The 13,860-nt window shown below is 75.4% G+C and carries 11 protein-coding genes; 2 read left to right on the top strand and 9 right to left on the bottom strand.

Translation table 11 applies throughout. From position 1 onward, the window contains the following. Positions 1 to 2 precede the first annotated feature (2 nt). The 6 genes from AC0VX2_RS04270 to leuC all read right to left on the bottom strand — a co-directional run bounded on the left by AC0VX2_RS04270 (position 3) and on the right by leuC (position 6,492). A complete protein-coding gene (locus tag AC0VX2_RS04270; protein ID WP_036382065.1) occupies positions 3 to 1,142 on the bottom strand; it encodes a D-alanine--D-alanine ligase family protein in 1,140 nt (379 codons plus the stop codon). After that, a complete protein-coding gene (locus AC0VX2_RS04265; RefSeq protein WP_036382068.1) occupies positions 1,139 to 2,176 on the bottom strand; it encodes an NAD(P)H-dependent glycerol-3-phosphate dehydrogenase in 1,038 nt (345 codons plus the stop codon). The genes AC0VX2_RS04270 and AC0VX2_RS04265 overlap by 4 nt, the downstream gene beginning before the upstream one ends. Further along, on the bottom strand, positions 2,173 to 2,922 hold the full coding sequence (locus AC0VX2_RS04260) for a lysophospholipid acyltransferase family protein (protein ID WP_251393369.1): 750 nt from the start codon (positions 2,920 to 2,922) through the stop codon (positions 2,173 to 2,175). Before AC0VX2_RS04260 ends, AC0VX2_RS04265 begins: the two co-directional genes overlap by 4 nt. A 5-nt stretch (positions 2,923 to 2,927) precedes the next feature. Continuing rightward, positions 2,928 to 4,256: a UDP-N-acetylglucosamine 1-carboxyvinyltransferase gene (gene murA / locus AC0VX2_RS04255; protein ID WP_002856412.1), complete on the bottom strand. Its 1,329-nt coding sequence runs from the start codon at positions 4,254 to 4,256 to the stop codon at positions 2,928 to 2,930. A gap of 172 nt (positions 4,257 to 4,428) precedes the next feature. Further along, the gene (gene leuD, locus AC0VX2_RS04250; RefSeq protein WP_036338085.1) at positions 4,429 to 5,034 is read right to left on the bottom strand and encodes a 3-isopropylmalate dehydratase small subunit; all 606 of its coding nucleotides are present in this window, start codon (positions 5,032 to 5,034) and stop codon (positions 4,429 to 4,431) included. Between the two features lie 3 nt (positions 5,035 to 5,037). Next, positions 5,038 to 6,492, bottom strand: a complete 1,455-nt coding sequence (gene leuC / locus AC0VX2_RS04245) for a 3-isopropylmalate dehydratase large subunit (RefSeq protein WP_060973445.1) — start codon at positions 6,490 to 6,492, stop codon at positions 5,038 to 5,040. Between the two features lie 229 nt (positions 6,493 to 6,721). Between leuC and AC0VX2_RS04240 the strand changes: the two genes are divergently transcribed. Continuing rightward, complete coding sequence (locus tag AC0VX2_RS04240; protein WP_078026043.1) at positions 6,722 to 7,498, top strand: IclR family transcriptional regulator; 777 nt, start codon at positions 6,722 to 6,724, stop codon at positions 7,496 to 7,498. 122 nt (positions 7,499 to 7,620) lie between these two features. Beyond that, entirely contained in the window at positions 7,621 to 9,087 is a 1,467-nt protein-coding gene (locus AC0VX2_RS04235) for a UDP-glucose dehydrogenase family protein (RefSeq protein WP_060973444.1), read from the top strand. A 28-nt stretch (positions 9,088 to 9,115) separates the two neighbouring features. Here the strand turns inward: AC0VX2_RS04235 and AC0VX2_RS04230 are convergent, their stop codons facing one another. The 3 genes from AC0VX2_RS04230 to AC0VX2_RS04220 are packed head-to-tail and all read right to left on the bottom strand — an operon-like array spanning position 9,116 to position 13,826. Beyond that, positions 9,116 to 10,264 (bottom strand): thiamine-phosphate kinase, encoded by a 1,149-nt coding sequence (locus AC0VX2_RS04230; protein WP_144820198.1) that lies wholly within the window; start codon positions 10,262 to 10,264, stop codon positions 9,116 to 9,118. Beyond that, positions 10,261 to 12,021 carry a GTPase gene (locus AC0VX2_RS04225; RefSeq protein ID WP_144820199.1) on the bottom strand — a complete coding sequence of 587 codons (1,761 nt, stop codon included), beginning with the start codon at positions 12,019 to 12,021 and terminating at the stop codon, positions 10,261 to 10,263. The genes AC0VX2_RS04230 and AC0VX2_RS04225 overlap by 4 nt, the downstream gene beginning before the upstream one ends. Then, positions 12,018 to 13,826, bottom strand: a complete 1,809-nt coding sequence (locus AC0VX2_RS04220; protein ID WP_095347304.1) for a dynamin family protein — start codon at positions 13,824 to 13,826, stop codon at positions 12,018 to 12,020. The genes AC0VX2_RS04225 and AC0VX2_RS04220 overlap by 4 nt, the downstream gene beginning before the upstream one ends. Between the last annotated feature and the right edge of the window lie 34 nt (positions 13,827 to 13,860).

The raw sequence follows: 13,860 nt of genomic DNA, 5'->3' as shown, positions 1-13,860 counted from the left end.
CGTCAGTGCAGGCCGACGCCCCGCTCGAGGGCGAGGTCCAGCAGCTCCGAGATCAGATCGTCGTAGGACAGGCCCGTCCGCTCCCACATGGCCGGGTACATGCTGATGGGCGTGAAGCCCGGCATGGTGTTGATCTCGTTGACCACCCACCGCCCGTCCGGGGTGAAGAAGAAGTCGCAGCGGCCCAGGCCGGATCCGTCCACGGCCTCGAAGGCGCGGATCGCCAGGGCGCGCAGCCGCTCGATCTCCTCCTCCGGCAGCTCGGCCGGGCAGGACAGCTGGGTGGTGCCGGTGTCCTGGTACTTCGACTCGAAGTCGTAGAACTGCGTCTCGCCCTCGTCGTGGGCCACGACGATCTCCCCCGGCAGCGAGGCGCGCGGGGCGGCGGCGCCGTGCCCGTCGAGGACGGCGCACTCGATCTCGCGGCCGACGATGCCCGCCTCCACCACGACCTTGGGGTCGAAGCGCCGGGCCTCCTCGACGGCGGCGCGCAGACCCGCGGGCTCGGTGACGCGGGTGATGCCGAAGGACGAGCCGGCGCGGGCGGGCTTGACGAACAGCGGGTAGGCGAGCGCCCCGGCGCGGGCGAGGGCTGCCTCCGGATCGCGCGCCCAGTCGCGGGCGGTGATGGTCTCCCACGGGCCGACCTCGAGGCCGGCGGCCTGGAAGGCGACCTTCATGAAGTGCTTGTCCATGCCGACCGCGGAGGCGAGCACGCCGCAGCCCACGTAGGGCAGACCCAGCGACTCGAACATGCCCTGGAGAGTGCCGTCCTCACCCCAGGGGCCGTGCAGCAGCGGGAACACGACGTCCACCGGGCCCAGCGAGGAGCCGTCGGCCGCGGTCAGCTCGACGGTGCCGTCCGGCAGGGCGCGCAGGCTCACCGGGGCCTCGGGCTCCGGCACCTCCGGCAGGGCGTCGCCGTCCAGGCGGAACGAGGCCACGTCCAGCTCGTCGTGCGACCACAGGCCGGAGCGGGCCACACCCACCGGCACGACGTCCCAGCGCTGACGGTCGGCCGCGTGCAGCACGCCCGCCGCGGTCACGCAGCTGATGGGGTGCTCGCTCGAGCGCCCGCCGAAGAGCAGGAGCACGCGGGGACGCGCGTCGGCGGCGGCCTCCGGGGCGGGGGTGGCGGTCATGCGGTGCGTCCTTCCGACTTCAGGTCACGGGCGAGCAGCAGCTCGGCGAGGCGGTCCACGGCCACGTCCCCGGCGACCACCCGGTCCATCAGCTCGCTGATGGGCATCTCCACACCGTGGGCGCGGGCGGCGTGCACGATGGCGGAGACGGACTTGATGCCCTCGGCCGTCTGGCTCATGGCGGCCACCGCCTCCTCCGCGCTGAGGCCGGTGCCGATGTGGCGGCCGGCCGTGCGGTTGCGGGAGAGGGGCGAGGCGCACGTGGCCACGAGGTCGCCCAGGCCGGCGAGCCCGGCCATGGTGGCCGGGTCGCCGCCGAGCGCGACGGCCAGCCGGGTGGTCTCGGCCAGGCCCCGGGTGATGACGGAGGCCTTGGAGTTGTCCCCCAGCCCCTGCCCGTCGCAGATGCCCACGGCGAGCGCGATGACGTTCTTCACCACGCCGCCGATCTCCACGCCCACGACGTCCGTGTTCGTGTAAGGCCGGAAGGTCCGGCCGGCCGTGAGGGCGGCGATGCGCTCCGCCGTCGCGCGCGAGGCCGAGGCGACCACCGTGGCGGTGGGCTCGCCGCGCGCGATCTCGAGGGCGAGGTTGGGTCCGGAGACCACCGCGAACCGGTCCGGGCTGAGGCCCAGCTCCTCCGCGCAGACCTGCGACATCCGCGCGTCGGTGCCGCGCTCGAGGCCCTTGACGAGGGAGACCACGACGGCGTCCGGGGCCAGGTCGGCGCGCACGGTGCGCAGCGTCTCGCGCACGTGCTGCGCGGGCACGGCCACCACCACGACGCCGGCGCCCCGGACCGCCTCGGCGGCGTCGGTGACGGCGCGCACGCAGGTGGGCAGGGTGATGCCGGGCAGGTACTCGGGGTTCTCGTGTCGCTCGGTGATGGCCTCGGCGACCTCGGCCCGCCGGGACCACATCACGATCTCGGACGCGCGGGCGGACTCGGGGCTGGTGCTCAGGCCCAGGACGCGGGCGAAGGCCGACCCCCAGCTGCCGGCCCCGAGGACGGCGACGGTGCGCGGATCGCTCATGCCCCGGTCACCCGCGCTCCGGTCGTGGGATCCCAGCGGCCCTCCGGGGCCGGTTCTCCGCGCAGCTCGGCGACCAGGTCGGTGATCGCGGCCATCATGCGGCCGGTGCCCTCGCGCAGGGTCGCCGCCGTCACGGGGCGGTCCCGCAGGTCCGCGAGGTCGACGGGCGCGCCGACCCGGATCCGGGCGGTCTTGCGCGGGAGGACGCGGAGGGAGCGGCCGCCGTACGGCAGCAGCTTTTGGATGCCCCACTGACCGACGGGGATGAGCGGGGCGCCGGTCTGCAGGGCGAGGCGCACGGCCCCGTTGCGCCCGGCCATGGGCCAGCCGTCGGGATCGCGGGTGACGGTGCCCTCCGGGTAGACGATGATCGCCCGGCCCGTGGCGACGGCCTCGCGGGCGGCGGCGAGCGAGCGGCCGCCGTCGCGGGTGCGCTCGACCGGGATCATGCGGGTGGCCTCGAGGACCTGCTTGAGCACGGGCACCTTCCAGAGCTCGGCCTTGGCGAGGAAGGTCGGCAGCAGGCCCTGGTTGTAGACCATGTGGGCCACGGAGAGCGGGTCCACCTCCGAGATGTGGTTGACGGCGAGGATCGCGCCGGTCTCGGGCAGGTGCTCGGTCCCCTCCCACACCTGGCGGACGAGGGCCCGCATCGCCGGTCGCACGATCACCCCCGGGATCACGTAGGGGGCCCGCGCGGCACGCGTCGGACGACCCCCCGCGGCGGCAGGGCTCTGCGCGTCCACGCCGCTCACCGGTCGCGTTCGGTCAGCTCGACGTCGGCGCCGAGGCCCTCGAGCTTCGCCATGAAGTGCTCGTAGCCGCGGTTGATGATCTCCAGGCCCGTCGCCGTGGAGGTGCCCTCGGCGGTGAGGGCGGCGATCAGGTGGGAGAAGCCGCCGCGCAGGTCCGGGATGTCGAACTCGACGCCGTGCAGCGGCGTCGGGCCGGAGATCACGGCCGAGTGCAGGAAGTTGCGCTGGCCGAAGCGGCACGGCACGGAGCCGAGGCACTCGCGGTGCAGCTGGATGGAGGCGCCCATCCGCACGAGGGCGTCGGTGAAGCCGAAGCGGTTCTCGTACACGGTCTCGTGCACGATGGAGACCCCCTTGGCCTGGGTCAGCGCCACCACGAGGGGCTGCTGCCAGTCGGTCATGAAGCCGGGGTGCACGTCCGTCTCGAGCACGAGCGGGTTGAGATCGCCGCCGGCGTGCCAGAACCGGATGCCGTCGTCGACGACGTCGAACTCGCCGCCGATCTTGCGGTAGGTGTTCAGGAACGCCGTCAGGTCGCGCTGCTCGGCGCCGCGGACGTAGATGTCCCCGCGGGTGGCCAGGGCGGCGGAGGCCCACGAGGCGGACTCGTTGCGGTCGGGCAGCGCGATGTGGTTGTAGCCGCGCATCTCGCTCACGCCCTCGATGCGGATGGTGCGGTCCGTCTGCACGGTGATGATCGCGCCCATCTTCTGCAGGACGGCGATGAGGTCGTGGATCTCCGGCTCGACGGCGGCGCCCTTGAGCTCGGTGATGCCCTCGGCCTTCACGGCGGTCAGCAGCACCTGCTCGGTGGCGCCGACGGAGGGGTACGGCAGCTCGAGCTTGGCGCCGTGCAGGCCCTTGGGGGCGGAGATGGAGATGCCGCCCGGGCGCTTGTCCACGACGGCGCCGAAGTTGCGCAGCACGGCCAGGTGGTAGTCGATCGGGCGGTCGCCGATCTTGCAGCCGCCGAGGTCGGGGATGAAGGCCTCCCCGATCGCGTGCATGAGCGGGCCGCAGAAGAGGATCGGGATGCGCGAGTCGCCGGCGTGGGCGTCGATCTCGGCGGTCAGGGCCGACTTCACCCCGGCCGGGTCCATCGTGATCCGCCCGGTCTCCTTGTCCCACTCCACGGACACGCCGTGGATCTCGAGGAGGGAGCTGACGACGTCCACGTCCTTGATCTCGGGGATGTTCCGGAGCACGGACGGCGAGTTGCCGAGCAGGGCGGCCACCATGGCCTTGGGCACCAGGTTCTTGGCGCCGCGCACGGTCACCTCACCGGTCAGCGGCTTGCCGCCATGGATGGTCAAGAGCTTCGCCATGCGCGTCCTTCCTCAGCGCGGCCGCAGGGCCACGGTCTCGGCCACTCCGCCGGAGCGGGGAGGTCTCTGAACGGGACCGCCCGCCGTGTGCGGCGGGCGGTCCCGGAATCGCCTCCCAGCATAGGGCGTCGCCGGGCACGCGCGGCAATGGTGCGCCCCCGGCGGTGGCCGGTCAGCCGGCCGTGCGGGCCGGCAGGGTGGTGGGCTTGTACGCGGGGCGGTCCGCCTCGTAGGCGTCGATCTCGGCCTGGTGCCCCAGGGTGACGGCGATGTCGTCCAGGCCCTCGAGCAGCCGGTGACGGGTGTCGTCGTCGATCTGGAACGGGGCGGTCACATCCCCGCACTCGACGGTGCGTGTGACGAGGTCCACGGTGACCGGGGTCCCGGGACGGTTCTCCAGCTCCTTCCAGATGCGCTCGACGTCCTCCTGCTCCACCTGGGCCGCGACGAGCCCCTGCTTGGCGGAGTTGCCGCGGAAGATGTCCGCGAAGCGCGGGGAGATCACGGCGCGGAAGCCGTAGTCCTTGAGCGCCCACACGGCGTGTTCGCGCGAGGAGCCGGTGCCGAAGTCCGAGCCCGCCACGAGCACGGTGCCCCCGCTGAACGGCTCGGTGTTCAGGATGAAGTCGGGGTCCTGGCGCCAGCCGGCGAACAGGGCGTCCTCGAAGCCCGTGCGGGAGATCCGCTTGAGGTACACGGCCGGGATGATCTGGTCCGTGTCCACGTTCGAGGCGCGCAGCGGCACGCCGACGCCGGTGTGGGTGGTGAACTTCTCCATGGCTCAGGCCTCCTGGGGGGTGAGGGCGGGCAGGTCGGACGGGCTGGCGAGGCGGCCCAGCACGGCGGTGGCCGCGGCGACCACCGGGGACACCAGGTGGGTGCGCCCGCCCTTGCCCTGCCGGCCCTCGAAGTTGCGGTTCGAGGTGGACGCACAGCGCTCCCCCGGGGAGAGCTGGTCCGGGTTCATGCCCAGGCACATGGAGCAGCCGGCGAACCGCCACTCGGCCCCGAAGTCCTCGAACACCCTGTCCAGGCCCTCGTCCATGGCCTGCAGACGCACGCGCGCCGAGCCCGGCACGACCATGACGCGCAGCCCCTCGGCCTTGCGCCGGCCCCGGACGACCTCGGCGAACGCCCGCAGGTCCTCGATGCGGGAGTTGGTGCACGAGCCCATGAACACGGTGTCGACCTCGACCTGCTTCATCGGGGTCCCGGGGGCCAGGTCCATGTAGGACAGCGCCTTGCGGGCCGCCTCCTGGGCCACCGGGTCGGCGAAGTCCTCGGGCGCGGGGACGGTGTCGTTCAGGCTCACGCCCTGCCCCGGGTTGGTGCCCCACGTGACGAACGGCTCCAGCGTGTCCGCGTCGATGACCACCTCGGCGTCGAACTCCGCCCCCTCGTCCGTGGCGAGGGTGCGCCAGTGCTCGACGGCGGCGTCCCAGTCGGCGCCCTCGGGGGCATGGGGCCGTCCCTTCAGGTAGGCGAAGGTGGTCTCGTCCGGGGCGACCATGCCGGCGCGGGCGCCGGCCTCGATGGACATGTTGCAGATGGTCATCCGGCCCTCCATGGAGAGGTTCCGGATGGCCTCACCGCGGTACTCGAGCACGAAGCCCTGGCCCCCGCCCGTGCCGATCTTCGCGATGACCGCGAGGATGATGTCCTTGGCCGTCACACCCGGGCGCAGCGTGCCGTCCACGGTGACCGCCATGGTCTTGAAGGGCTTCAGCGGCAGGGTCTGGGTGGCCAGGACGTGCTCGACCTCGGACGTGCCGATGCCGAACGCCAGGGCGCCGAACGCACCGTGGGTGGAGGTGTGGGAGTCGCCGCAGACCACGGTGAGGCCGGGCTGGGTCAGGCCCAGCTGGGGGCCGACGACGTGGACGATGCCCTGCTCGGCGTCGCCCAACGGGTGCAGGCGCACACCGAACTCGGCGCAGTTGGCCCGCAGGGTCTCGATCTGGGTGCGCGAGGTGGGATCCGCGATCGGCTGGTCGATGTCCAGCGTCGGGGTGTTGTGGTCCTCCGTGGCGATGGTCAGGTCGGGCCGACGCACCGGACGCCCGGCCAGACGCAGCCCCTCGAAGGCCTGCGGGCTCGTCACCTCGTGCACGAGGTGCAGGTCGATGTAGAGCAGGTCGGGGGTGCGGGAGGCGCCCTCGCCCTCGCCACGCACCACCACGTGCTCGTCCCAGACCTTCTCGGCCAGCGTCCTGGGCCGCGTCGTCGCCGTCGTCATATGCCGCACCTTCCTGCTCACGCACCTGTCGGTCGTCGCCCGGCGCGGGGCGCCGGTGCTCACGGACCACTGTGGGGCGCGGCGCGGCCGTTCTCGACCACGCGGCGCGATATTCCATATCGTGAGATTTCGTCTCATATGCCGGACCCGGCGCTGGCCGGCGCGGTCACATGCGACGCACACCGACAGCCCCGGTCCGTCCGAGCAGTGAGACGACTACGATCACCCCATGACCACCGAGCCCGTGCGCCCGCCCACCGAGGACGACCTCATCGGCCCCTCGCTCCACCGGCATCCCAGCGGTGTCGGCGTGGTGGACAAGTCGGTGGCGATCCTTGACGCGCTCGAGTCCGGCCCGGCCACGCTCGCCCAGCTCGTCATCGCCACCGGGATCGCGCGGCCCACGCTGCACCGGCTCGCGGCCGCCCTCACGCACCACCGCATGGTGGGCAAGGACCTGCAGGGCCGCTACGTGCTGGGCACCCGCCTCGCCGAGCTCGCCTCCGCCGCCGGCGAGGACCGGCTCACCACGGCCTCCGGCCCGGTGCTGCTGTGGCTGCGCGACGCCACGGGCGAGAGCGCCCAGGTGTTCCGTCGGCAGGCGGACTCCCGCGTGTGCGTGGCCAGCGCGGAACGGCCCTGGGGCCTGCGCGACACCATCCCCGTGGGCGCTCGCATGTCCATGAAGGCCGGCTCCGCCGCGCAGGTGCTCCTGGCCTGGGAGGACCACGAGCGGCTCGTCGAGGGGCTGGCCGGCGCCGTGTTCACACCCACCGTCCTCGCGGCGGTGCGGCGGCGCGGCTGGGCCCAGTCCCTGGCCGAGCGCGAGCCCGGGGTCGCCTCGGTGTCGGCGCCGGTGCGCGGTCCCAGCGGCCGCGTCATCGCGGCGGTCTCGATCTCCGGCCCCCTCGAGCGGCTCTCCCGACAGCCGGGCCGGCTGCACGCGGACGCCGTCGTCTCCGCCGCGACGCGGCTCACCGAGCTCATCCGCGCCGGCGAGGCCTGAGGCCCGCCCGCGCCACCGACGGGACGCGCCGCCGAGACACCCCGTTCTTCCCGCGTTCACCCGCGGGGCCTAGCGTCAGCCAGGTCCCCGACCGCCGCCCCCGCACCACCGAGGAGTCCGCCGTGACCGAGACGACCGCGCCCGCCGCCCCCGCCGAGCAGGAGGCCGCGCCGCGGCTGTCCGTGATCGGCACGGGCTATCTGGGCGCCACGCACGCCGCGTGCATGGCCGAGCTGGGCTTCGAGGTCCTCGGCGTGGACGTGGACCCGGCCAAGATCGAGCGCCTGGCCCGCGGCGAGGTGCCCTTCCACGAACCCGGCCTGCCCGAGCTGCTGCGCACCCACGTCGCCTCCGGGCGGCTGCGCTTCACCACCGACGTCGCGGAGGCGGCCCGCTGGGCGGACGTCCACTTCATCGGCGTCGGCACCCCGCAGAAGGTGGGCGAGACCGCGGCGGACCTGAGCTATGTGGACGCCGCCGTCGCCTCCCTCGCCGCGGCGATCGACCGCGACGCGCTGATCGTCGGCAAGTCGACCGTGCCCGTGGGCACCGCGCGCCGCCTGGCCGAGCTCGTGCGCACCGTGCGCGCGGAGGCCGGGCTGCCGGGCGAGGTCGAGCTCGCCTGGAACCCCGAGTTCCTCCGGGAGGGCTTCGCCGTGAGGGACACGCTCACCCCGGACCGCCTCGTCATCGGCACGCACGGGCCCCGCGCCGAGGGCATCCTGCGCCGCGTCTACGCGCGGCAGCTCGCGGCCGACACCCCGTGGATCAGCACGGACCTCGAGACCGCCGAGCTGGTGAAGGTGGCCGCGAACGCCTTCCTGGCCACGAAGATCTCGTTCATCAACGCGTTCTCGGAGATCACCGAGAACGTGGGCGGGGACATCGGCACCCTCGCGGACGCGATCGGCCACGACGCGCGGATCGGACGCCGGTTCCTCAACGCGGGCGTGGGCTTCGGGGGCGGCTGCCTGCCCAAGGACATCCGCGCGCTCCAGGCCCGCGTCTCCGAGCTGGGCCTGGACCGGACCATGCGGTTCCTGGCGGAGGTGGACGACATCAACCTGCGCCGCCGTGACCGCGTGGTGGACCTGGCCGTGCAGGTGCTCTCCGCGGCTCGCGACGGCCGCATCCGCCGGGCCGAGGCCTCCGGGACCGCCCCCACCCCCGCGAGCGTGCAGGTGCTCAACGGCACACGGATCGCCGTGCTGGGCGTCACGTTCAAGCCGGACTCCGACGACGTCCGGGACTCCCCCGCCCTCGACGTCGCCAACCGTCTCTACACGGCCGGCGCCGACGTCCGCGTGTACGACCCGGAGGGCAACGCCAACGCGGCCGCCCGCTTCCCGCGGCTCGACTACGTGGACTCGCTCGAGGCGGCCGTGGACGGCGCCGAGCTGACCCTGCTGCTGACCGAGTGGCGCCAGTTCCGACAGATGGATCCGGCCGCCGTGGGCGCACGCGTGGCCTCCCGCCTGCTGATCGACGGGCGCAACGTCCTGGACGTCGCCGCGTGGCGCGAGCATGGGTGGGACGTCATCGGCCTCGGCCACCGCTTCGACCCGGAGCGACTCCTCCACTCGGCCTGACCCGCCCGCGGCTCCCGGCCGGAGTCGCTCAGCCGCCGAACGGATCCCAGCCGGACTCGGGCAGGGGCCGGTGCCCGGCCGGCGCCCGGGCCCCGGCCGGCACGAGCCGGCCGATCCGAGTGAACCCCCGGGGCAGCTCGGTCTCGGGCCACGCCAGCCCCAGGAGGCCGTAGTCCTCGCCCCCGCCGGTCACGAGCGCCTCCGGGCTGGTCCCGGCCAGGGTGGCCACGCGGCGCAGGGGTGCGGCGGCCTCCGCCAGCCAGGCCTCGTCCAGCCACGGTGCCGGCGCGGGACCGGTCCCGCCGGTGGCGGCCGCCATGCGGTGCGCGTCCTTGCCCAGGCCGTCGGAGACGTCCATGAGGGTGAGCAGGCCGGCCGCCACCGCGGCGGGCCCCAGGGCCAGCGGCGGGCGGGGTCGCAGCTGGGCGCGGACGGCGCGGGCGAGCTCCCGCGGTGACGGCCGGTCGGCGGCGGGGAGGGCGTCCGCCCGCCGCTCCAGCTCCGCGCGGTCGGTGAGCAGCACGGCGAGCCCGGCGGCGGCCCACCCCGGCCCCGGGGGCGCGGCGGCCCGGGGACCGTCCGGCACCGCCTGGGCATGGACGAGGTCGGCGCCCTCGGCGAGCACGCGGTCCCGGTCCGCCGCGGCCGGCGTGCGGCACAGCACTCCGCCGGGGTGCGGGTCCCCGAGCACCGTCACCGCGGCGTGGACCCGTCCGCCGGTGCCCAGGTCGCCCCCGGCCACCCGGCAGTCCGGCGCGCCGAGGTGACGCACCGCGCCCACGATGCCCGCGGCGAACGACCGAACCCAGGCGACCGGCGTCGTCGGCGGCAGGGTGAGGGCGGTGACGAGCGCGGAGGCGCTCCCGCCCATCGCGTTGACGTCCGAGAGGTTCTGGGCGACGGCCTTCCAGCCGGCGTCGTGGCCGCGGGTGCGGGGGCCGGCCGGCCAGCGGTGCAGGAAGTCCGTGCCCTCCCCCATCGCGTCCGTGGAGATGAGCGTCCCGCCGCGGGGCGCGGGCACGAGGGCGGCGTCGTCGCCCGGGGCGACGGTGCCGGCGGGCCAGTGGCCGTCCCGGACGGCGGGAGCGAGCCCGGTCAGGACGACCTCCAGCAGCTCGGCCTCCGTGAGGTCGCCGACGGTCGCCCCCGCCGCGGCCGCGGGGTCGCGCACCGTCATCGGCGGCCCCGCCGGACCGGGGCGCCGGAGGCCCGGGCGAGGGCGTCGCGGAAGGCGCGGAAGCGGTCCACCTCGGCGCGCACCGGGTCGACGACGAGCCGCCGGCCGACGTCGGTGGTCGCCTCCTCGAGGCGGCGGCGCGCGCGGCGTCCCCGCGCCGCGGCGGTCCACCGGGTCAGGGGGATCGCCAGCAGGGCCAGCAGCACGCCGAGCGCGAGGCCGCCGACGAGCAGCAGCGTCGGGAGGGGGAAGCCCTCGACCGTGGGCGCTGGCGGCAGGGGGAACTGCAGGTACCCGGCCAGGGCGAGGACGCCCAGCCAGCCGGCACCGACGACGGCGGTGAGGAGGGCGAGCCACTGCAGCACGTCGAGCACGGGGTGCCACCAGCTGCCCCGACCGGCCCCGAGGTCGGTGGCGGCGATCGCCCGGTCCACGGCGCCGGGGAGCTCCTCGGCGTGCTCCCGGCCCGCGCGGCGGATGGCGGCGGCCCACGGCTCGGAGGCTCCCGCGCCGGCCGCGGCGGCCAGCGTGCGGACCGCGCCGTCGACGACGGCCCGCTGGGTGCCCGAGCGCTCGGGCAGGGAGGTGCGGTGCAGCGCGGGGTCGCGGGCGACCTCGTCCCGGTCGCGGCGGGGGGCGGTGCGCTCGGGCATCAGGTGCAGGCGCCGCAGGGGGTCTGCGCGGAAGGAGTGCATCCAGCGCAGCACGGGCCAGCTGGTGCGCTTGGCCGAGCGCAGCCGGTACGAGCCCTCGACCGCCCGGACGACGGCCGGCACGCCGCCGGCCACGGCCAGCTCGCGCCCGAGCCGCTGCTCGTCCCCGGGCCCGACGCCGGCCGGCTCGCCCTCGCCCGAGGCGGCGGCGAGGTCCGCGGCACGGGCCGCGACGTCCGCACCCAGGCGTTCGGCGGCCGCGCCGCGCTGGGCGACGATCGCCGCGACCTGCCGGCCGACCTCCTCGAGGCCCTCCCCCGTGCGCGCGGACACGGGCAGCACCCGGACGTCGCCGAGGCCGTGGCCGGAGAGCATGCGGCGCAGCGAGGCCAGCACGACGTCCCGGTCCCGCACCGAGAGCCGGTCCACCTGGTTGAGCAGCACGAGGGTCACGGCCGCGTGCGAGCCCATGGTCGCCAGGAACTCGCGGTGCAGCACGGCGTCCGCGTACTTCTCCGGGTCCACGACCCACACCAGCACGTCCACGTGGCCGGCCAGCCGGGAGGTGATCTCGCGGTTGCCCCGCTCGACCGAGTCGATGTCCGGCAGGTCCAGCAGGACCAGGCCGGTGGCGTCGGCGCCGTCACGGCGGCCGAGGCCGAGGAAGCCGGGGCGGCCGTCGTCGAGCACGGGCGCCTCGTCCAGCAGGTGGCGGCGGCGCACGCCGAGCCAGTCGAGCAGGGCGGCCGCGCCGCCGCCCTCGCCGGTGCCGTCGCCGTGCTCCGCGTCCGGGTCCAGCCCCTGTCCCCGGCCCACGCCCCAGACCGCGGCGAGCGGCTCGGACGTGGTGGGCCGGGTGGCGGCCACGCGGGCCAGGTCGCGGCCGGTGAGCGCGTTGAACAGGGAGGACTTGCCGGAGCCCGTCGCCCCGAAGAACCCGACCACGGTGTGCTCCGCGGAGAGTGCCTGGCGCTCCCCGGCCGCGCGCACGACGGCGTCGGCCCCGGCCACGACGTCCTCGGGCAGGCGGCCCGCGGCCAACTCGGCGGCCTCGCCGAGTGCGTCCAGGCGGGGGGCCAGGGCGGGGGTGTCGCGGCGGCTCATCGGGGCTCCTCCCCCGCCTCGGCCGCGGACGGGGCGTGCTCGGGCCCGGTCGGGCCGTCGACGCCGGCGGCCACCCCGCGGCGCAGCACCGGCACGAGGGCGCGCAGCTCCTCGGTGGCCTGCGGCTCGCGCCCGAGGTGGAGCAGCGGCAGGAAGCGGTCCGCCAGCACGGTCTCGAGGAAGGCCCGCACACGGCGCTCGAGCAGCTCATCGGCCCGCCGGGCCATGCGGCGCACGGCGTCCTCGCCGAAGATCGACTCGAGCAGCTTCTGCCCGACGACGGCGGCGCCGCCGGCGATGCCGACCTCGATGCCCGCGAGTCCGCCGGTGGAGGCGAACGAGATCACCATGAGGGCCACGGCCGCGCCGTTCACGCCGGTGGCCGCCAGGCGGGCGCGCGTGCGCTTGCCCGCGCCCTCCTCCTGGACCAGTGCCAAGACGTCCGACTGCCAGTCCCGCACGACGTCGGCCGCCCGCGCCGACGCGTCCGGCGCCAGGGCGCCCAGGTCGCGCCCGGCCACGAGGGCCCGGCCCGCCGGCTCGGACGCCCAGCGCCGCTCGATCTGCTCGGCGGCCGCGGCGGCCGCCTCGACCATCACGGCGTGCAGGCCGGTCTCCAGTGCGGTCTCGACCTCCTCGGGCGCTGCCGGGCGCCCGCGCACCAGGGCGCCGAGGCGGTCCCGCAGCCGGCCGATCGTGGTCTCGACGCCGCGGAAGAACTCCCCCGTGCCGACGAAGTCCTGCCAGCGGGAGAGCACCTCGCCGCGCAGCAGCGTGCCGTCCGAGGTGGCCTCGCGGACCCGGCCGACGGCCTGGTCCGTGGAGTCCCCCACGATCCGGGCGAGCAGGTCCGCGGCGTGCCGCTGCTCCTCCTCGGCGCGGGCCAGGTCGGCGACGCGGGCGGCCAGCTGGCCCAGCACGCCGTCCACGGTCCGGCGGGCGACGGCGCCGCGCGCCTGGGCGTCGGCGGCGAGAGTCTCGAGCCAGGCGCGCAGGCCCGCGACGTGCTCCTGCGGGAGCAGGCCGCGCTCGTCGAAGCGGGTCTCGGGGATCACGTGGATCCGGGCGTCGGCGAGGCCGCGCTCGGTGAGCATGCGCCGCAGGTCCGGGGTGATGTCCTCCTCCGCGCCCTCGGGCACGCGGCCGAGCACGACGGCCACGGTGATGTCGCGGGCGGCGGCCTCGTCCAGCAGCTGCCAGGGCACGGCGTCGGCGTAGCGGTGCGCCGTCGTCGTGAAGATCCACAGGTCGGCGGCTTCGAGGAGCTGCCGGGCCAGCGCGCGGTTCTGGTCCGCCACGGAGTCGATGTCCGGGGCGTCCACGAGGGCGATGCCCGAGGGCAGTGCGGGCTCGGCCACGAGCGCGACCGTGTCCATCGCGGACTGGTCGGGTTCGACGGGGCCGGCGGCCGCGTCGCGGTGCACGCTGACGCGGGCGAGGTCGGGCAGCACCCGCGGGCCCGTGAACCAGTGGGCGTCGGCGGGGTTGTGCAGCAGCAGAGGTTGCCGCGTGGTGGGCCGCAGGGCGGAGGAGCGGGAGACCTCGTGGCCGACGAGCGCGTTCACCAGCGTGGACTTGCCCGCACCGGTGGAGCCGCCGACGACGGCCAGCAGCGGCGCGTCGAGCGACTCGAGGCGGGGCAGCACGTAGTCGTCGATCTGGTGCAGGGTGCGCTCGCGCTCGGCGCGGTCCTGCCCCGCGGTGGCGGTCTCGAAGGGCAGCTCGAGCGCGGCGAGGTGCTGGCGCACGCGGCGGACGGCCGTGTCGACACCGAGGTCTGGGACGTTCTGATCCGTGTGTGGCACGTGGGCCATCGTCTCACGGCGCGCGCCGACCGCC

Source organism: Micrococcus sp. iso_239, assembly GCF_056173395.1.
Note: the sequence above shows the minus strand (reverse complement) of the source record. Positions and strands in the feature narration are given on the sequence as shown.